General features: G+C 70.1%; 19 protein-coding genes and 1 pseudogene. 7 read left to right on the forward strand and 13 right to left on the reverse strand.

Translation table 11 applies throughout. The features are described 5' to 3' along the window. Positions 1-125: 125 nt before the first annotated feature. Both ACFWYS_RS25235 and ACFWYS_RS25240 read left to right on the forward strand, forming a co-directional pair. Positions 126-212: pseudogene (locus tag ACFWYS_RS25235) on the forward strand (antibiotic acetyltransferase); the annotation flags it as partial. A 45-nt stretch (positions 213-257) separates the two neighbouring features. Next, entirely contained in the window at positions 258-890 is a 633-nt protein-coding gene (locus ACFWYS_RS25240; RefSeq protein ID WP_384773131.1) for a hypothetical protein, read from the forward strand. 102 nt (positions 891-992) lie between these two features. Here ACFWYS_RS25240 and ACFWYS_RS25245 read toward each other — a convergent pair whose 3' ends face one another. The 5 genes from ACFWYS_RS25245 to ACFWYS_RS25265 form a co-directional block, all read right to left on the reverse strand. Then, entirely contained in the window at positions 993-1,445 is a 453-nt protein-coding gene (locus ACFWYS_RS25245) for a heat shock protein transcriptional repressor HspR (protein ID WP_384773134.1), read from the reverse strand. A gap of 5 nt (positions 1,446-1,450) precedes the next feature. Beyond that, entirely contained in the window at positions 1,451-2,632 is a 1,182-nt protein-coding gene (gene dnaJ, locus ACFWYS_RS25250) for a molecular chaperone DnaJ (RefSeq protein WP_384773137.1), read from the reverse strand. Positions 2,633-2,668: 36 nt separating this feature from the next. Then, positions 2,669-3,328: a nucleotide exchange factor GrpE gene (gene grpE / locus ACFWYS_RS25255; protein ID WP_384773140.1), complete on the reverse strand. Its 660-nt coding sequence runs from the start codon at positions 3,326-3,328 to the stop codon at positions 2,669-2,671. Continuing rightward, positions 3,325-5,175 carry a molecular chaperone DnaK gene (gene dnaK / locus ACFWYS_RS25260; RefSeq protein ID WP_272114565.1) on the reverse strand — a complete coding sequence of 617 codons (1,851 nt, stop codon included), beginning with the start codon at positions 5,173-5,175 and terminating at the stop codon, positions 3,325-3,327. The genes grpE and dnaK overlap by 4 nt, the downstream gene beginning before the upstream one ends. Positions 5,176-5,269: 94 nt before the next feature. Beyond that, on the reverse strand, positions 5,270-6,334 hold the full coding sequence (locus ACFWYS_RS25265; protein ID WP_384773143.1) for an MraY family glycosyltransferase: 1,065 nt from the start codon (positions 6,332-6,334) through the stop codon (positions 5,270-5,272). A gap of 204 nt (positions 6,335-6,538) precedes the next feature. Between ACFWYS_RS25265 and ACFWYS_RS25270 the strand changes: the two genes are divergently transcribed. Continuing rightward, positions 6,539-8,821, forward strand: a complete 2,283-nt coding sequence (locus ACFWYS_RS25270) for a heterodisulfide reductase-related iron-sulfur binding cluster (protein WP_384773146.1) — start codon at positions 6,539-6,541, stop codon at positions 8,819-8,821. 100 nt (positions 8,822-8,921) lie between these two features. Next, positions 8,922-9,215, forward strand: coding sequence for a zinc-ribbon domain-containing protein (locus ACFWYS_RS25275; protein ID WP_384773148.1), 294 nt, complete (start codon positions 8,922-8,924; stop codon positions 9,213-9,215). Positions 9,216-9,248: 33 nt separating this feature from the next. Here ACFWYS_RS25275 and ACFWYS_RS25280 read toward each other — a convergent pair whose 3' ends face one another. The 4 genes from ACFWYS_RS25280 to ACFWYS_RS25295 all read right to left on the reverse strand — a co-directional run bounded on the left by ACFWYS_RS25280 (position 9,249) and on the right by ACFWYS_RS25295 (position 12,083). Then, positions 9,249-9,887: a DUF2637 domain-containing protein gene (locus ACFWYS_RS25280; RefSeq protein ID WP_384773150.1), complete on the reverse strand. Its 639-nt coding sequence runs from the start codon at positions 9,885-9,887 to the stop codon at positions 9,249-9,251. 59 nt (positions 9,888-9,946) lie between these two features. After that, positions 9,947-10,168 carry a hypothetical protein gene (locus ACFWYS_RS25285; protein WP_384773153.1) on the reverse strand — a complete coding sequence of 74 codons (222 nt, stop codon included), beginning with the start codon at positions 10,166-10,168 and terminating at the stop codon, positions 9,947-9,949. A gap of 134 nt (positions 10,169-10,302) precedes the next feature. Then, complete coding sequence (locus ACFWYS_RS25290; protein WP_384773156.1) at positions 10,303-11,475, reverse strand: MFS transporter; 1,173 nt, start codon at positions 11,473-11,475, stop codon at positions 10,303-10,305. Continuing rightward, a complete protein-coding gene (locus ACFWYS_RS25295) occupies positions 11,472-12,083 on the reverse strand; it encodes a Chromate resistance protein ChrB (RefSeq protein WP_384773159.1) in 612 nt (203 codons plus the stop codon). Before ACFWYS_RS25295 ends, ACFWYS_RS25290 begins: the two co-directional genes overlap by 4 nt. 101 nt (positions 12,084-12,184) lie before the next feature. Here ACFWYS_RS25295 and ACFWYS_RS25300 point away from each other — a divergent pair, with 101 nt between their 5' ends. Next, positions 12,185-12,919 carry an SDR family oxidoreductase gene (locus ACFWYS_RS25300; RefSeq protein ID WP_384773161.1) on the forward strand — a complete coding sequence of 245 codons (735 nt, stop codon included), beginning with the start codon at positions 12,185-12,187 and terminating at the stop codon, positions 12,917-12,919. A 39-nt stretch (positions 12,920-12,958) separates the two neighbouring features. Here ACFWYS_RS25300 and sigJ read toward each other — a convergent pair whose 3' ends face one another. Further along, positions 12,959-13,873, reverse strand: coding sequence for an RNA polymerase sigma factor SigJ (sigJ, locus tag ACFWYS_RS25305; RefSeq protein WP_384773164.1), 915 nt, complete (start codon positions 13,871-13,873; stop codon positions 12,959-12,961). A 150-nt stretch (positions 13,874-14,023) separates the two neighbouring features. After that, on the reverse strand, positions 14,024-14,947 hold the full coding sequence (locus tag ACFWYS_RS25310; RefSeq protein WP_384773165.1) for a calcium-binding protein: 924 nt from the start codon (positions 14,945-14,947) through the stop codon (positions 14,024-14,026). 290 nt (positions 14,948-15,237) lie between these two features. On the opposite strand from ACFWYS_RS25310, the gene ACFWYS_RS25315 reads away from it, so the two are divergent. Further along, positions 15,238-15,708: a GNAT family N-acetyltransferase gene (locus tag ACFWYS_RS25315; RefSeq protein WP_384773168.1), complete on the forward strand. Its 471-nt coding sequence runs from the start codon at positions 15,238-15,240 to the stop codon at positions 15,706-15,708. 26 nt (positions 15,709-15,734) lie between these two features. Here ACFWYS_RS25315 and ACFWYS_RS25320 read toward each other — a convergent pair whose 3' ends face one another. After that, positions 15,735-16,529: an SAM-dependent methyltransferase gene (locus ACFWYS_RS25320; RefSeq protein WP_384773171.1), complete on the reverse strand. Its 795-nt coding sequence runs from the start codon at positions 16,527-16,529 to the stop codon at positions 15,735-15,737. Positions 16,530-16,714: 185 nt separating this feature from the next. On the opposite strand from ACFWYS_RS25320, the gene ACFWYS_RS25325 reads away from it, so the two are divergent. Continuing rightward, positions 16,715-17,980: an FG-GAP repeat domain-containing protein gene (locus ACFWYS_RS25325; protein ID WP_384773173.1), complete on the forward strand. Its 1,266-nt coding sequence runs from the start codon at positions 16,715-16,717 to the stop codon at positions 17,978-17,980. A gap of 27 nt (positions 17,981-18,007) precedes the next feature. Here ACFWYS_RS25325 and ACFWYS_RS25330 read toward each other — a convergent pair whose 3' ends face one another. Further along, the gene (locus tag ACFWYS_RS25330) at positions 18,008-18,622 is read right to left on the reverse strand and encodes a hypothetical protein (protein WP_384773175.1); all 615 of its coding nucleotides are present in this window, start codon (positions 18,620-18,622) and stop codon (positions 18,008-18,010) included. Positions 18,623-18,624 lie beyond the last annotated feature (2 nt).

Raw genomic sequence — 18,624 nt, forward strand, 5'->3', positions numbered from 1 at the left:
CGGATCAACGTGCTGTTCGCCATGCTCCGCGACGGCACCTTCTACGAACCCCGAACCCCACGCCTCGCTTGACGAAAGACATAGAGGCACCCCCCCCCCAGGAGGAGCCCCACGCCATGCCAGTCAACCACCGGATGGACGGCCCCTCCACCTTCCCCTTCCCCTTCCCCACCATGGGCGGCTCCTGGGCCGAACACTTCGACCTGCTCACGACGTACTGACCACCGTCAGAAATGCACACAGCAAAGGAAGATCCCATGCCGAAGGACCCGGCACCCGCACCCGCATCCGCGCCGGCGGCCACGGACAAGTACGACGACCACGCGTACGACGACCACGACGAGTACGAGGACGATGACGACGGCTACGAGGAGAAGCCCGTCGTCGAGAACGCCGTCGAGGAGAACGGGTTCGGCACGATAGCCGTGCGGCTCGACATGAACGTCGGCGAGGTCACCGTCGAGGGAGAGTCGGTGCCCCGGATCGAACTGCTCCGCGCGGAGGGGACCGAGGCCGAGGACCACATCCCGATCGGCACCCGGGACGGCGGCCTGCTCACACTCACCGTGGACGGCGAGGAGGCCGTCATCGACCCCGCGAAGGGCCGGCTGACCCGCCACTCGTACCGGGTCGACGTCCGCCACGCGGACCACACCTGGCACCTGGTGCCCGACTCCATCCCGGGCAGCCGTCTGCTGCGGGACGAGGAGCACATCGGCGACTTCTCCTCCGACGGCGACGGACGCGTCCTCGCCGAGTGGCGCGAGGGCACCGAGCCGGAGGCCCTGGACGTGGCCCTCGGCTACGCGCTGGCCGCCGCCTTCGGCACGGGCGCCCAGCCCATGTGGATGCTCGCGGTGGAAGCGGCCGGCGAGATGCTCCCCGGCTGACCGCCCCACTTCCTGTCACCCCGCCCGGCACGGCTCCCGTGAACGCGCGAGGGCCCGGAGGTTCGACCGAACCTCCGGGCCCCACACACAACTGACTGCGCGTCAGTCCGTCTGCTTCCGCTTGGGCGGCCGCCACACCACCAGCGCACTGGTCTGCTGCACTTCCTGATACGGCACCAGATCACGCCGGTAGGACGCGTGCACCGCCGCCTCCCGCTGCTGCATCGCCACGGCGGCACCCTCGACGGCGGCCTGGAGTTCGGCCACCCTCGACTGCAGCGCGGCGACCTGGTTCTCCAGCTCGATGATGCGCTTGATGCCGGCCAGGTTGATGCCCTCGTCCTGCGACAACGCCTGCACCTGACGGAGCAGTTCGATGTCACGGGCCGAGTAGCGGCGCCCACGGCCGGCCGTGCGGTCCGGGGAGACCAGGCCGAGGCGGTCGTACTGGCGCAGTGTCTGCGGGTGCAGGCCGGAGAGCTGGGCCGCCACCGAGATGACGTAGACCGGGGTCTCCTCGGTCAGTTCATACGGATTGCGTCGACGGCCGTCCATCTCCATCAAGCTCCCTTCGCGGCCTGGAACAGCTCCGCCCGCGGATCCTCACCCGCGGTCGCCTCGCGATACGCCTCAAGCGCGTCACGAGCCTTCCCCGTCACGTCCTTCGGGACACTCACCTCGACGGTGACCAGCAGGTCTCCGCGGGTGCCGTCCTTGCGGACCGCGCCCTTGCCCCGCGCCCGCATGGTGCGGCCGTTGGGTGTGCCGGGCGGCAGTTTCAGGGTGACCGGCGGTCCGCCCAGGGTGGGAACCCTGACCTCGCCGCCGAGGGCCGCCTCCGTGAAGGTCACGGGGACGGTCACCGTGAGGTTGTCCTCCTTGCGGCCGAACACCGGGTGCGCGTCGACGTGCACGGTGACGTACAGGTCGCCGGACGGGCCGCCGCGCTCACCGGGCGCCCCCTTGCCGCGCAGCCGGATCCGCTGCCCGTCCGACACCCCGGCCGGGATGCGCACCTGCATCGTCCGGGACGACTTCGCCCGGCCGCTGCCCTTGCACTCCATGCACGGGTGCTCGGCGATCAGGCCGCGCCCCTTGCAGTCCGGGCACGGGTCGGTCAGCGAGAAGCCGCCGCCCGAACCCCGGGCCACCTGGCCGGTGCCGACGCAGGTCGGGCACACCCTCGGCGTGCCGTTCTTGTCGCCGGTGCCGGCGCAGGCCTTGCAGGGCGACTGCGAGGACATCCGCAGCGGGACCGTGGCCCCCTCGATCGCCTCGGTGAAGCTGAGGGTGACCTCGGTGTCGATGTCCTGGCCCCGGCGCGGCTGGGTACGGGTCGCGCCCGTGCCGCCCCGGTTGAACAGGCCCCCGAAGACGTCACCGAGTCCGCCGCCGAAGCCGCCGGCTCCCCCCTGGCCCTGGGCGCCGCCTCCGAAGAGGTCGCCCAGGTCGAAGTTGAAGGAACCGCCGCCCGCGCCGCCCGGCCCCGGACGGAAGCCGCCGTTGCCGAAGAGGGCGCGCGCCTCGTCGTACTCCTTGCGCTTCTTGGGGTCGCCGAGGACGTCGTTCGCCTCGGAGATCTCCTTGAAGCGCTCCTCCGCCCTGGCGTTGCCCTTGTTGGCGTCCGGGTGGTTCTCGCGGGCGAGCTTCCGGTACGCCTTCTTGATCTCGGCCTCGGTGGCGTCCTTGGGGACGCCGAGGACCTTGTAGAAGTCCTTCTCGATGAAGTCCTTGGTGCTCATCCTCGACGTCCCTCCTCTCTTGTCGTCAGGTCAACGTCAGCCCTCGTCCGGGCCACCGCTCTCCTTGTCGTCGGCGGCCGCGGCGCTCTCCTCGGACCCTTCGCCCTTGACCGCCTGCGCGCCCGGCTGGGGCTCGGCGACGGCCACCCGCGCGGGGCGGATGGTGCGCTCGCCGATGCGATACCCCGGCTGGAGGATCGCGACGCAGGTCGTCTCGGTGACGTCCGGCGCGTAGCTGTGCATCAGCGCCTCGTGGATCGTCGGGTCGAAGGGCTCGCCCTCCTTGCCGAACTGCTGCAGACCCATCTTCGCGGCGACGGTCTCCAGCGACTCCGCGACGGACTTGAATCCGCCGACGAGTTCGCCGTGCTCCCGCGCGCGGCCGATGTCGTCGAGCACGGGCAGGAGCTCGGTCAGGAGGTTCGCGATGGCGATCTCCTTGACCGTGATCCGGTCGCGCTCGACCCGGCGGCGATAGTTCTGGAACTCGGCCTGGAGCCGCTGGAGGTCCGCGGTGCGCTCTTCCAGTGCCTTGCGCACCTGGTCCAGCTGGGCCGTCAGACCGGCGATCTGTACTGATGCGTCCCCGGCCGGGGCCGCCCCCTCCTGGGGAGCGGCCGCCGACTCGGCGTCTTCAGGGGTGGCGCCGGAGGGGACGTCAGGCTTCTCGTCGAAGCCCGGGGTCTCCTCCGTCACGCGGCACCGTCCTTGCGCTCGTCGTCCACGATCTCGGCGTCGACGACGTCGTCGTCGGCTGCCTTGGCGCCACCGTCGGCGGCACCCTCGGGACCACCCGCGGCCTGACCGGCCTGGGCGTCGGCGTACATGGCCTGACCGACCTTCTGCGAGACGGCCGCGACCTTCTCGGTCGCGGTGCGGATCTCCGCGGTGTCCTCGCCCTTGAGCGCGGTCTTCAGCTCCTCGACGGCGGCCTCGACCTCGGTCTTGACCTCGCCGGGGACCTTGTCCTCGTTGTCCTTGAGGAACTTCTCCGTCTGGTAGACGAGCTGCTCGCCCTGGTTGCGGGTCTCGGCGGCCTCGCGGCGGCGGTGGTCCTCCTCCGCGTACTGCTCGGCCTCCTGGCGCATCCGGTCGACCTCGTCCTTCGGCAGCGAGGAGCCGCCGGTGACGGTCATCTTCTGCTCCTTGCCCGTGCCCAGGTCCTTCGCGGTCACGTGCATGATGCCGTTGGCGTCGATGTCGAAGGCGACCTCGATCTGCGGGACGCCACGCGGCGCCGGCGGCAGACCGGTCAGCTCGAACATCCCGAGCTTCTTGTTGTACGCCGCGATCTCGCGCTCGCCCTGGTAGACCTGGATCTGCACGGACGGCTGGTTGTCCTCGGCCGTCGTGAAGATCTCGGACCGCTTGGTCGGGATCGTGGTGTTGCGCTCGATGAGCTTGGTCATGATGCCGCCCTTGGTCTCGATACCGAGGGACAGCGGGGTCACGTCGAGGAGCAGGACGTCCTTGACCTCACCCTTGAGGACACCGGCCTGCAGGGCGGCGCCGATGGCGACGACCTCGTCCGGGTTGACGCCCTTGTTGGCGTCCTTGCCGCCGGTCAGCTCCTTGACGAGCTCGGCGACGGCGGGCATACGGGTCGAGCCACCGACGAGGACGACGTGGTCGATCTCGTTGATGGAGACGCCGGCGTCCTTCATGACGTTGAAGAACGGGGTCTTGCAGCGCTCCAGCAGGTCGGCCGTCAGCTGCTGGAACTGAGCCCGGGTGAGCTTCTCGTCCAGGTGCAGCGGGCCCTCGGCGGAGGCGGTGATGTAGGGCAGGTTGATCGAGGTCTCGGTGGAGGAGGACAGCTCGATCTTGGCCTTCTCGGCGGCCTCACGGAGGCGCTGGAGGGCCATCTTGTCCTTGCCCAGGTCCACGCCGTGGCCGGACTGGAACTGCTGGACCAGGTAGTCGACGACGCGCTGGTCCCAGTCGTCACCACCGAGGTGGTTGTCACCGTTGGTGGCCTTCACCTCGACGACGCCGTCGCCGATCTCCAGGAGGGACACGTCGAAGGTGCCGCCACCGAGGTCGAAGACGAGGATCGTCTGGTCGTCCTTGTCGAGGCCGTACGCGAGCGCGGCCGCGGTGGGCTCGTTGACGATACGCAGGACGTTCAGACCGGCGATCTCGCCGGCCTCCTTCGTCGCCTGGCGCTCGGAGTCGTTGAAGTACGCCGGGACGGTGATGACCGCGTCGGTCACCTTCTCGCCCAGGTAGGACTCGGCGTCCCGCTTCAGCTTCTGGAGGATGAACGCCGAGATCTGCTGCGGGTTGAAGGGCTTCCCGTCCAGCTCGATCTTCCAGTCGGTGCCCATGTGACGCTTCACCGAACGGATGGTCCGGTCCACGTTGGTCACCGCCTGGCGCTTGGCGACCTCGCCGACCAGCACCTCGCCGTTCTTCGCGAAGGCGACGACGGACGGCGTGGTCCTGGCACCCTCGGCGTTGGTGATGACGGTGGGCTCGCCGCCCTCCAGAACGCTGACGACGGAGTTAGTCGTGCCCAGGTCGATGCCGACCGCACGTGCCATGGTGAATTCCTCCAGCTGACTTGAGTGGAACGGACTCAAGTGTGCATGACGCCCCCCGCCCGGTCAACAGAGCTGAGTCGACCCCACTCAACTCTTATCCGTTCCTTACACGCAACTGACCCGTGACCTGCGTAGATGTGGCATGCGTCGCCGTCCCAAAGGGATCCCCCAAGGGAAAAGAGGGTTGACGCCGAGCCCCGTAGACCTTGATCCGAAGCAGTCCGAGTACGGCGATGAAGGCGGTCGCTCCCACCCAGTACACCCCGGACACGGCCATCCATCCCATGTGCACCAGGACGGCGACGAGCACCCCGGCGAAGGCCGCCACGCCGAGGAGGACCGTCACACCCGGCGGGGTGAGGCCGAGCCGGCGCATCCGGTGGGCGAGATGGTCGGGTCCGCCGCGCAGCAGCGGCCGTCCGGCCAGCCGGCGGGACAGCGCCACGAGGAGCAGGTCGGCGGTGGCGAGGGCGGTGAGCGCGTACAGCACGCCCGCACCCGACACCGGATCGCGTCCGGCCCGGCTCATCACGGCCGACGCCGCCAGCACGAACCCCACGAACAGGGACCCGCACGCCCCGAACCCGATCCGCGCGGGCGGCCAGTTGTGCATGAGGAACCCGGTCAGGGCGGCCGCCAGCACACTCAGCAGCACGGCCAGCGCGTCCATCACCTCGGCCGCCGCGAGCAGACCGACCCCGAAGGCGGTGACGACCCCGACGGTGCCGGCCAGCCCGTCCGCGTGGTCGAGCGACTTGAAGCCGAGGGTCACCAGAACGATGCAGCCGACGGCCGGCACCCCCAGCAGGAAGCCCGTCTCGCCGTACGGCACCACGCAGGCCGCCGCCACGGCCGTACCGCCGACCAGGAACCGCGCCTTCACCCGCCGTACGTCGGCGACCAGCCCGAGCAGGGCGACGGCGCCCGCGGCGATCAGCAGCCGTCTGATCTCCGGGCCCAGCGGGGCGATTCCCGCCCACTCCCAGCCGGCGACGACCAGGCAGGTCGTGAGGACGACACCCGCACCGCCCAGCAACGGCAGGGGCCGCTGCCGCCGACGGTCGATGACGCCGAGGCGCAGCGCGGGCAGCCGGAACAGCGCCGACAGGAAGGCGGCGATGAGGAGGGCGGCGGTGGCGGCGGCGATCCCGTACAACACGGAGCTAGGTTAGTGCCGTATATCCCATTTGGAGATGAATTACACGATCGGATCTTAAGGCAACCCTCAGCGACTCAGATCACTCCGCCCCTGGCTACAGTGCGACGGAGGATGCGGGTACTCTCAGAGGACTGCATTAAGTTACCGCTTAGTAATGTCGAGGATCCCCTCGCACCACCCCTCGCAGGCCCGAGGAGCCCCGAAATGCAACTCGCCGCGATCATCGTGTCGCTGGTGCTGACCGTGGTCGGCGTTGCGCTGCTCGCACGCGCCATCGGCCAGTTCGTCCGGTACTTCAAACTCGGCCAGCCGGTGCCGGCCGGCAGCCGGACCGACAACCCCTACGCGCGCAGCGTGACGCTGGTGCGGGAGTTCCTCGGCCACACCCGGATGAACCGGTGGGGCATCGTCGGCTTCGCGCACTGGTTCGTGGCCGTCGGCTTCCTGACGCTGCCGCCGACCATCATCACGGCGTACGGCCAGCTCTTCGAGGCCGACTGGACGCTGCCGGTCATCGGCGGCTTCCTGCCGTACGAGCTGTACATCGAGTTCATCGCCGCGATGACGACCATCGGCATCGTGATCCTGATGGCCATCCGCCTGCTGAGCCTGCCCTCGCGGGCGGGCCGCAAGTCGCGGTTCGCGGGCTCGAAGATGGGCCAGGCCTACTTCGTCGAGTACGTCATCTTCACCATCGGCCTCGCCATCTACGTGCTGCGCGGGCTTGAGGGCGCGCTGCACCACGTGGACCACTTCGAGGCCGCGTACTTCGCCTCGTACCCGCTGGTCCTCGCGTTCAAGGGCCTGAGCGTCGCCACGCTGCAGAACCTCGTCTACCTGTTCGCGATGATCAAGCTGAGCACGACGATGATCTGGATGATCACGGTCTCGCTCAACACCAACATGGGCGTGGCCTGGCACCGCTTCCTGGCCTTCCCGAACATCTGGTTCAAGCGCAACGCGACGGGCGAGACGGCCCTCGGCGCGCTCCAGCCCATGACGTCGGGCGGCAAGCCGATCGACTTCACCGACCCCGGTGACGACGACGTCTTCGGTGTCTCCCAGGTCGAGCAGTTCTCCTGGAAGGGCCTGCTGGACTTCTCCACCTGCACCGAGTGCGGCCGCTGCCAGTCGCAGTGCCCCGCCTGGAACACGGGCAAGCCCCTCTCCCCCAAGCTCCTGATCATGTCCCTGCGCGACCACGCGCACGCCAAGGCCCCGTATCTGCTGGCCGGCGGCGGCAAGACCATGGAGGGCGAGGAGAAGGCCTCCGAGGAGCAGCTCAAGGACGTCCCGGCGGCCGCCCTCGCGGAGGCCGAGCGTCCGCTGATCGGCACCGTGGAAGAGAACGGCGTCATCGACCCGGACGTCCTGTGGTCCTGCACCACCTGCGGCGCCTGTGTCGAGCAGTGCCCGGTCGACATCGAGCACATCGACCACATCGTCGACATGCGCCGCTACCAGGTGATGATCGAGTCCGCGTTCCCGTCCGAGGCGGGCACGATGCTCAAGAACCTGGAGAAGAAGGGCAACCCCTGGGGCCTGGCCAAGAAGCAGCGCCTGGAGTGGCTCAAGGAACTCGACTTCGAGGTCCCGGTCGTCGGCAAGGACATCGAGGACCTCACCGAGGTCGAGTACCTGTACTGGGTCGGCTGCGCCGGCGCCCTCGAAGACCGCGCCAAGAAGACCACCAAGGCCTTCGCCGAGCTGCTGCACATCGCGGGCGTCAAGTTCGCGATCATGGGCGGCGACGAGAAGTGCACCGGTGACTCCGCCCGCCGCCTGGGCAACGAGCCCCTCTTCCAGGAGCTCGGCATGGAGAACGTCATGGCACTGAACATGGCGTTCGGCGAGGAGATGGACGACGAGGGCAACGTCACGCCCGAGTCGAAGAAGCCCAAGTCGGCGAAGAAGATCGTCGCGACCTGCCCGCACTGCCTCAACACGATCGGCAACGAGTACCCGCAGATCGGCGGCGACTACGAGGTCATCCACCACACCCAGCTGCTCCAGCACCTGGTGGACGAGGGCAAGCTGGTCCCGGTGACCCCGGTCGAGGGCATCATCACCTACCACGACCCCTGCTACCTGGGCCGCCACAACAAGATCTACACGCCCCCGCGCGAGATCATCGCCAGCGTCCCGGGCATCCGCAACGAGGAGATGCACCGCCACAAGGAACGCGGCTTCTGCTGCGGCGCCGGCGGCGCGCGGATGTGGATGGAGGAGCGGATCGGCAAGCGCATCAACAACGAGCGCGTGGACGAGGCTCTTTCGACCAACCCCGACATCGTCTCCACCGCCTGCCCGTTCTGCCTCGTCATGCTGACCGACTCGGTCAACGGCAAGAAGAACGAAGGCAAGGCCAAGGAGTCCATCCAGGTCGTGGACGTCGCCCAGCTGCTGCTGGAGTCGGTCAAGACCCCGGTGGACCCGGAGGACACGGCCGAGACGGAGAGCGAGCCGGAGCCGGCCCCGGTGAAGTAACCGGCCCCGACAGCATTACGGCGCCCCCTGTTCCGTACGGGACAGGGGGCGCCGTGTTGCGGCAGGCTGTACGCAGGACTGATCGGAAAGGACCTACGGCGTGATCATCTTCGGCACCAAGGGCTACCTCTACCAGCTCGCGATACTCACGCTGGTGTGCGGCAGTTGCGGCAACCCCGCCGCGCACACGCTGCGCAAGCGCGTCACGAAGTTCACGTTGTTCTTCGTGCCGCTGTTCCCGGTCTCGACCAAGTACGCGACGCAGTGCACCTTCTGCGGCGCTGAGCAGAAGGTCACCGGGGAGCAGGCCGAGCAGCTGCAGGCGCAGGCCGCGGCCGGTGGGCACGGCGGTCAGCAGTCGTACGGGCAGCCGCAGCAGCCGTACCGGTCCTGACCGGGGCCTGCCCCCCGCGCGCTCGGCGGGAGGCTAGGGCTTCGGGTGCTTGGGGCCGTTCAGCGTGTCCGCCGCGTGCTTGGGGCCGGGCCGCGACGAGAACTGGCCGACAAGCTCGCGAAAGCAGACCAGGGCGGTGATCGGAGGAATCCCGACGATCACCATCGCCAGCAGGGAACCCGTCGACTGGCCGATGCACAGGGCCACCGCGGTGCCGGACGAGATGAACATGACCGCCCAGGACCGCCGGGCGGTCCGGCGCTGAACGGACGCCCGCAGGATGGACAGTCCCGCGAGCAGCCACGGCCCGTACACCGTCAGCGGCCACCAATGCGCCAGGTCCGGCGACACCACGAGCAGCGCGATGGCGCGCAGCTGATCGTACGAATACGAGATGGACCAGGTGAGCATCGTCACCGCACACAAGGTGATGAGTGTGACCAAGACCGAGACCGTGAGGATCCTCGGGTTTCCGGGGAGTCCGCGTGTGCCCGGCTGCGGCCGACGTCTGTGGACCGGGCGAGGCTGGGGCTTCGCGCGGACCGGCGAGGGCGGGGGTGGGGCAGGGTCCAGGCCCTGCGTCGTGCTCAGCATCTGGGCCAGTTCCTCGTCCAGGTCCCAGCCGCCCGTCGTCGACATCGGTGAGTCGGCGACCTGCCAGAGGTTCTGCATATCCAGCTGCTGAGTGTAATGAGGTTGATCGCCTAGCGCGTCATAGTCGGTCCTCATTTCTAAAACTTTTCCCCTTCCATCGACGCCCGGAGATATTCGTTCTCCACCCGGCTGATGGTTCTCAGGAAGTCCTCAAGCAGATCCGAGCAGTGGGTGATGCTTTCCGTAGTGGTCCGATCAGCTACCTGCAGGGAGCGGAGCTGATCAACCTCAACTGCGAGTCTTTCCTGCCAAGTCACGCCCACATCAACGAGTGCGACACGACGCAGGACATCTGGCATTCGGGGGAATATCCGTCAACGGTGATTATCAGGAATATCCAATGGCGGAGCTTCTCAGGTGAAATTCGTACGAGGTAAACATCACGGGATCAGGGAATCGGGGGATCAATAACCCGATCACCGCATCGGCCCGCTCACCGCGTCGGCCGGGCGGTCAGGGCCAGGATCGGGCCGATGGCCAGGAGCAGGGCGAGGGCCGCGTAGCCGTAGGTGAGGGTGGCCATGGACGCGACCGCGGCGACGAGCAGGGGGCCGCCCGCGTCGCCGAGTTCCCGGCCCAGTTCGGCGGAGCCCATCGTCTGGCCCAGGCGTTCCTCCGGGGTCGAGGTGGCCAGGGCGGCGAAGCCCAGGGGGGTGATCAGGCCGGTGCCCGTGCCGATCAGGGCCGCGGCGAGGAGAACGCCGGTCAGGCCGGGCAGCGTCGCGCAGGCCAGACCCGCCGCCGTGGTCAGCAGCCCGGCGGTGAGGCCGGTGCGGACGGTGAGGCGGCCGTCGTCCAGGGCCCGCCCGGCCCTCGGCTGTACGACGGCCGCGCAGGCCGCCAGCACCGAGACCGCGGCGCCGGTCGCCACCGTGCCGAGGCCGGCCGCGGCGCCCGACACCGGCAGGAAGCCGACACCGACGGAGAGGGCGGCGGTGGCCCCGGCCAGCGCGGCCGTGGGGCGCAGGAAGGACGGGTCGGCCAGGCGGCGGGCCAGGTCCAGCACCGTCTGGCGCTGCTTCGGAAGCGGGGGTACGTGCGGGACGGCGATCACGGCCCAGAGGGCGACCGCGACGCCCAGCACCGCCAGCACGACGAACAGCAGCCGCAGGCCCCCGGCCCACACCAGGACTCCGCCGAGCAGCGGGCCGAGGGTGTAGCCGATCGACTTGTAGAAGCCGTAACTGCCGAAGGCCCGCCCGTGTTTGGCGGCCGGGTTCAGGCGGGCGACCAGCGCGGACGCGGACGGCGAGAACGCGGAGGCGGCGGCGCCCTGACCGAGGCGGGCCGCCCAGAGCCAGCCGGGGCTGTCCGCGACGACGTAGGCGGCGGAGGCGAGCGCGAAGGCGACGAGGCCGCCGAGCAGCACCGGACGGGCGCCGATCCGGTCGGCGAGGGTGCCGAAGAGCGGCTTGAGGACGACCTCGGCGCCGTCGTACAGGGCGAGCAGGCCGCCGAGGACGAGCAGGGAGGTCACGGCGTCGTCGGAGTGCCCGCCGAGGTTCGCGGCGATGCCGTGGGCGCCGAAGGCGGTGGTGAACCCGGCGGCGTACAGGGGCCACATCTGGGCGGCGGGGGCGGCCTGCCGGGCCGACGTCGCGGTCATCGGCCGTCTCCCTCCTCCGGCGTCGGGTCCGGCGAGGTCCGGGGCTCCGGCACCTGATGCAGTGCGGCGAACACCCGCTCGGCGTAGTCCTCGCAGGCGGCCACGCACGCCTTGAGCCGCTCACCGGCCGCCGCGGCCTCGGGGGCGCCGAACACATCGCGTGCCGTCAGATCCCGGTGCCAGCGCCGCAGCCGCTCCAGCGACTGCTCCTCTTCCTCCAGTTCGGCCAGCGTGAACTTGGCGATACGGATCTCTTTTGCCAGCTCCTGCTCGAACTTGCCGCAGTCGGCCAGGAACTCGGCCCAGTCCGCGGACCGCGCCGCCGTGAACATCTCCCGCAGCCGCTGCCCGTCCTGCGCCCCGCGCCCGGTCGCCGCCAGCGACATCGCCTCGCCCCCGGCCCGCTCGGTCAGCTCCAGCGCCCGCGCGATCCCGTCGCCGAACACCGGCAGGTCCGGCACGGCCCACACGCCCTGCCCCAGCGACAGCGCGCCGAGCTTGCGCAGCTCACGCCAGACGGCGACCCGGTGCCGGGAGGGCTCGGCCGGGACCTTGACGACCAGGACCAGCCACCGGGCCTCGACGGCCTCGCTCCCGTTATCAGTCACATTCAGGAATGTAGCAGTTGTTACATCCGGACAGCTGTCACAGATGCGACCGCTGCCTTGTCCCTGTAGTCGTGGAATACATCCAGCGAACGGAGACAGTGATGAAGATCGTGGTCGTCGGCGGTACCGGGCTCATCGGCTCGCAGGTGATCGCGCTGCTGCGCGAGAGTGGCCACGAGGCCGTACCGGCCGCGCCCTCCACGGGCGTCGACACCCTCACCGGCGAGGGCCTGGCCGAAGTCCTCAAGGGCGCGGACGTGGTCGTGGACGTGTCGAACTCCCCCTCTTTCGACGCCGGACCAGCCCTGGACTTCTTCACGCGCTCGGCGCGCAACGTGATCGCGGCCGAGAAGGAGGCCGGTGTCCGCCACCACGTCACCCTCTCGATCGTCGGCGTCGACCAGGTGCCCGACTACGGCTACTACCTGGCCAAGGCCGCCCAGGAGCAGGCCGTCCGGGACGGTGGAGTGCCGTACAGCATCGTGCGGGCCACCCAGTTCTTCGAGTTCATCGCGCCGGTGATGGACATGGCCACCGAGGGTTCGCAGGTACGCCTGCCGTCCCTTCCGCTGCGCCCGATGGCCTCCGCCGACGTCGCCGCAGCGGTGGCCGAGGCCGCACAGGGCGAACCGTCGAACGGCGTACGCAACGTCGCCGGGCCCGAGATCCACGGCCTCGACCGGCTCGGCGAGATCACCCTGGCGGCGAAGCCGGACGGCCGTACGGTCGTCACCGACGAGTCGGCCAGCCTGTTCGCCGGCATGCCCGACGTCCTCACCGGCGACGACACCGTGCACGTCGCGGCCACCCGCTACGAGGACTGGCTCAAGCACTGAGGCAGATCTGAAGCAGAACCGCCCCATGGCGACCACGGCCTACGGGCGGCCGGTGAGCCGCTGTGCCGACCGCCCGTACGCCCGCAGCTTGTCCGGCGTCAGGATCCAGTGGAGCGCCTCGATGCCGTCCGGCCCCACGGTGGCGCTCACCAGGGCCACGGCCTCCCCGTCCTGGACGAGCAGCAGGCTGGGCAGGCCGTTGGCCTCGACGACGCTGTACCCGAAGCCGGGGAAGAACTTCTGGGCGAAGGCGCTGATCCGGGCCACCCGCCCGGCGCCCACGACCTCCAGCCGGGCCACGCCGCGCATGCCGTTGCCGTCGGCGTGGGCGACGACGTCGGCCGACAGGACGCTTTCGAGCGCGGCCACGTCACCGTGCTGCGCCGCCGCGACGAAGGCTTCGAGGAGCCGCCGGTGTTCCGCCGCGTCGACGCGGTCGCTGCGCTCGGCGGACAGCCGTTTGCGGGCCCGGCTGACGATCTGCCGGGTGTTGGCCTGGCTGAGCCGGAGCATGCCCGCGATGTCGTCGTACGGATAGTCGAAGGCCTCCCGCAGCACATACGCCGCCCGCTCCACGGGATTCAGCTTCTCCAGGACCAGCAGCACGGCCAGCTCCAGCGCCTCGCCACGCTCCGCGCCGACCTGCGGATCGATGCTGGTGTCCACGGGCTCGGGCAGCCAGGGCCCGACGTACGCCTCACGCCGTACCCGTGCCGACTTCGCCACGTTGACCGCGAGCCGGGTGGTGATCCTCGCCAGGAACGCCCCGGCGTCCAGCACCGCGCCCCGGTCGGCCCCCTGCCAGCGCACCCACACGTCCTGTACGACGTCCTCGGCCTCGAAGACGCTGCCCAGAATGCGGTAGGCGATGCCGAACAGCCGTGGCCGCAGCGTCTGGAACACGTCCGCCGCCTCGTCCAGCGAGGCACCGGTGAGGGGCTGTTGCTCGTCCATGGTGCGGTTGCCTCCGCGGGTCGGCCGACGCGCGGGCACGCCTCCCGGCGCGAGGCGGACCCGCTCGCCGGATCCTATGGCGGTCGCGATCCTGCGGCGATCGCGCCGGGAGGCTCATGACCCGGGGGTGGGTCCTGATGCGACGGGGGGTCAGTCCTGGCGGATGACGTCCGTGCCGGGGCCGCCCGAGAGGGTGTCGCGGCCGGGGCCGCCGTACAGCTTGTCGTTGCCGCTGTTGCCGTAGATCGTGTCGGCACCGCTGTTGCCGTACAGGACGTCGGCGCCGGGGCCGCCGTACAGGAAGTCGTCACCGGTGCCGCCGCGGACCGAGTCGTTGCCGTCGCCGCCGTTCAGGCGCTGCCGGCCCGCGCCGCCGTACAGCTTGTCGTTGCCCGTGCCGCCGTCCGCGTCGGCCTCGTCGCCGTTGGCGTAGATCGTGTCGGCGCCCTTCTGGCCGGTGGCTATGGCCCCCTCGTCCGTGTAGAGGGTGTCGTTGCCGTCCTGGCCGAAGGCCACCCCGGCCTTGCCCAGCCGGATGGTGTCGTCGCCCGGTCCGCCCGCGACGAAGTTGCCGTCGGCACCGCTGACCTGGGTCGACATGTCCTTGCCCGCGCCCAGGTCGATCGAGGCGTGGTAGTAGGTCTGGTCGGAGACGTTGTTGAGGGCGAGGGTGTCGTTGCCGTCGCCGAGGTTCATGAACAGCGTGCTGTACGGGTCCTGGCTGTCCAGACCCTTCTCCATGCAGGAGACCCTGGTGCGGTCCGCGCTGTCGGGGTACTTGCAGTCCTCCTTCATCTGGGCGATGTCGATCGGGACGACGTCGTCGATGACGTAGGTGAGGTACGGCAGGCCGTCGTTGCTGGACGTGATGGTGACGGTGGCCTTGTTGGTCTGGCCGGGCGCCGCGGTGTAGACGACGGACCGGCCGCCTTCGCCATCCGTCACGCGGGCCGCCGGTACCGCGGCACCGGCCACCGCGGGCAGCGCGATCGTCGCGGTCAGTCCGGTACCGAGGGCCAGGGTCAGGGCCGCCGCCGCGCTCAAGGCCTTGCGGCCGATGGTGAGAGAGGGCATTGCACAACCTCCTGTGGGGGCAAGTCTTTTGATCACCCCAGGTGACTCGCCACTCAGGCGGGGGGTTGTGTGCGGAGTTGTGCGGGGATGTGGCGTCGCCATCCGGGCGAAAGGGACGTCGCTGTCTCTGATCAGCGAAGATCAACCTGCCGTAGCGCGGTCGTACACCTGCCGGTCGGCCGTACTTCCACAGGAATTCACGGTGGGCCGAAACGACCGAAAGGGCTGAAAGGGCCGACCGGGCCGAGGGACCCGGGGGGGCGGGATCCGGGCCCGGTACCGTGGTGATCATGGCGGACTGGGCGATACGGCCGGCCTCGGCGTCGGACCTGGAGGCGGCGGCCGAACTGCGTGCCGTGGTGATGCGGCCGGATCTGGAGCGGCTCGGACGCTACGACGAGCAGCGGGTGCGGCAGCGGCTGCGGGACGCGTACGAGCCGGCCCACACCTGGGTGATCGAGGTCGGCGGCGCGTTCGCCGGCTGCGTGGCCCTGCGGCCGGCCGAGGACGCCCACTGGCTGGAGCACTTCTACCTCGATCCGCGCCTCCAGGGCGGCGGCACCGGTTCGGACGTCCTGCGCGAGCTGCTGGAGCGCTGCGACCGCGACGGCGTCCTCGTCCGGCTGAACGTGCTGCGAGGCAGTGCGGCCCGACGGCTGTACGAGCGGCACGGGTTCACCGTCGACACCGAGGATCCGGTGGACGTGTTCATGACCCGCCGCCCGCACACCGCCACCACCACAGCCAGCGCCAACGACTAGCCGCTGACCGTCGACCGCAGGCAGTCCTACGGCTTGCGCCCCACCCCGCCGAAGTCGTCCACCTCGGCCGGTGTCTGCTCACCGGCCTCGCTCGGGCGCCAGCGGGAGACGGAGACGAGGCCGGGCTCCAGCAGCTCCAGGCCGTCGAAGAACCGGGCGAGCTCCTGCGGGCTGCGGTTGATCCGGGGGTTGTCGCTCGCCTCGTTCCACTGCTCGATCATCTCGCGCATCTGCTGCGGGTTGAGCACCTCGGTGTCGTCGCAGAGCACGAGGTGGCTGCCGGAGGGCAGCGCGTCCATCAGGCGGCCGACGATGTCGTAGACGGTGTCGTCGGTGACGTGGGCGGTGATGCCGAGCAGGATCAGCGCGACCGGCTGGGTGAAGTCCAGGGTCTTGGCGGCCTGCTCCAGGATGGTCTCGGGGCGGCGCAGGTCGGCGTCGATGTAGTCGGTGACGCCTTCGGGGGTGCTGGTGAGCAGGGCCTCGGCGTGGGCCAGCACGACGGGGTCGTGGTCGACGTAGACGATCCTGGTCTCGGGGACGAGCCGCTGGGCGACCTCGTGGGTGTTGTTGGCGGTCGGCAGTCCGGTGCCGACGTCCAGGAACTGACGGATTCCGGCCTCGCGGACGAGGTACTCCACCGTCCGGACCAGGAACGCCCGCTGGGCCAGGGCGATGTCGAGGATCGCCGGGTTGGCGCCCGCGATCTGGTCGCCGACCTGCCGGTCTATCTCGTAGCAGTCCTTCCCGCCGAGCCAGTAGTTCCAGATCCGGGCGGAATGCGGCACGTTGCTGTTGATCAACGGGCGCTCAATTGGCATGGGAACTCCCCGAGTTGGCGGCCCGGCTGGCCGGATGTCACCGCATAACCTAGTCCCGCCGTCCGCGATTGCGTGCACAGGGCTGTCACCTCCTCTCGAACGCGTGCATCATTGCCCAGTTGTTGTCCCTGGTGCTGACGAGGTGAACGGTGCGCACGCGAAGAGCCGGGCTGTGTACGGCGGCCATGAGCACCGCCCTTCTGCTGGCGGCGGCCTGCGGCCCCACCCCGCACAAGGACGCCGAGTCGCCCGGGCACACCCCCGTCCGGATCGCCGACGCCCCCGCCCGGCTCCCCGTCCCGCAGGGGAAGGGCAGCAAGACCCCCGACGACTTCAACGGCGACGGCCACCGCGACCTCGTCCTCAACGACCTGGTCAAGGCCCAGGCGCACGCCGACGACGCGGGCATCGGCATCGTCTACGGCGGCGACCGCGGGCTCACCCCGGGCGCCCGGCAGCTGCTCAGCCCCCGGCGGCAGGCGGCCCCGACCAAGGGGCAGCAACCCGCGGTGTTCGACGCGGAGGCGACCTGCGACCTGGACGGCGACGGCTTCACGGACCTCGTCGTCTCCACCGACCCGCCCTACGACGGCCAGGGGCAGCCCCCGGTGCCGTTGCAGATCCTCTTCGGCTCGCCCAGGGGCCTGGCCGGCCAGGCGGTCAAGCTGGTGATCCCGCCGCGCGCCCGGGCCGGCAACGACTGGCCCGACCAGCCGGTGTGCGGCGACTTCGACGGCGACGACGCGCAGGACCTGGTCGTCCACGCCTCGGACGTCCAACTCTCCTTCCTGCAAGGCCCGTTCACCCGCAAGGGCGCCCCGAGGGCCGCGGGCGCCCCCGTGCCGGCCCCCGGCAACGTCCCCACCGGCCCGTCCGCCGACGTCAACGGCGACGGATACGACGACCTGGTGGTCCGTACGACGGAGGGCACCGGCAGGTCGGCGGTCGTCCTCGGCGGCCCGGCCGGGCCCACCCGCACCGGAGTCACCCTCCCCGCCGGCATCGACGTGGCCCTCGGCACCTTCGGCAAGGGCAAGGGCACCCTGGACGCGGCGATCGGCACCATGGGCGGCACCTCCCTGCGCTACGACCTCCCCGCGACCGCCGCACGCGGCACCCTCGACGCCCCCGGCTCGGTGCTCGACGCCGCCGACTTCGACGGCGACGGCCTCAGCGAACTCGTCTCCAGCGGCTCCCGGCTGCGCGTCTTCCGAGGCCGTACGGCGGGACTGGCGACGGCGGGCATGGTGACGGTGGAACCCCCCGCACACGGCACCACCCGCGTCGTGACCGTCGGCGACTTCGACGGGGACGGCCGGGCGGAGCTGGTCGTGCGGGCGTACGTCGGCGAGACGAAGGACACGGTGGCCGTGTACCCGGGCGTGAAGACGGGGCTGGTGGCGGCGGAGCCGTCGGTGACGTTCTCCAGCTCGGAGTTCCTGGTGCCGTAGGCGGCAGGCACCGCAGGGGCGTGTGCGTCAGTCGGCGACGCGCGCGCCGATCGCCCGGGCGCGGCGGCGGGCCTCGGGGCTGAGGCCCTTGCGGCGGGGCGAGGTGCGGTGGTCGTAGGCGGTGGGCTGGGCGAGGTAGCCGAGGCCGCGCAGGCCGGGCTTGGCCACGACGCAGGCGAAGCGCGGGTCGCCCGCGTACCGGAGTTCCTCGTCGTAGTCCTTCAGGGCCTCACGGCTCCAGGTCCGGAACAGCCCGGCAGACACCTTCAGCGACACCGTCTTCCCGGGGCTGTCGGGATCGGGCAGCACGAAGAGCGCGTCTTTGCCGGCGGTGATCCGGACCGCACCGGACTGCTGACGCCAGGGGTAGGCCCGGAGGATGCGCCACATCCGCCACCCCATGGCGAGTCGGCCGAGAGCCACGATCGCCATCGTCCCGATCGACAGCAGGACCAGCACCATGGGAACCACTGCCGCCACGGGCAGCAGGACAGTGACGTACAACGCACCCCACCACAGCGCCACCCAACTGAGAGCCCTGGCCAGGTGACGCGCCGTCCAGAGACGGAAAGCGCGTCGCGTGCCCGGTGTGTCCCACGCCGCTGGGCCGTCGAAGCCCTGCTTCTGCACATTCATGGTCATTC

The sequence above is a fragment of the Streptomyces sp. NPDC059010 genome (genome assembly GCF_042740355.1).
GTDB lineage: Bacteria > Actinomycetota > Actinomycetes > Streptomycetales > Streptomycetaceae > Streptomyces.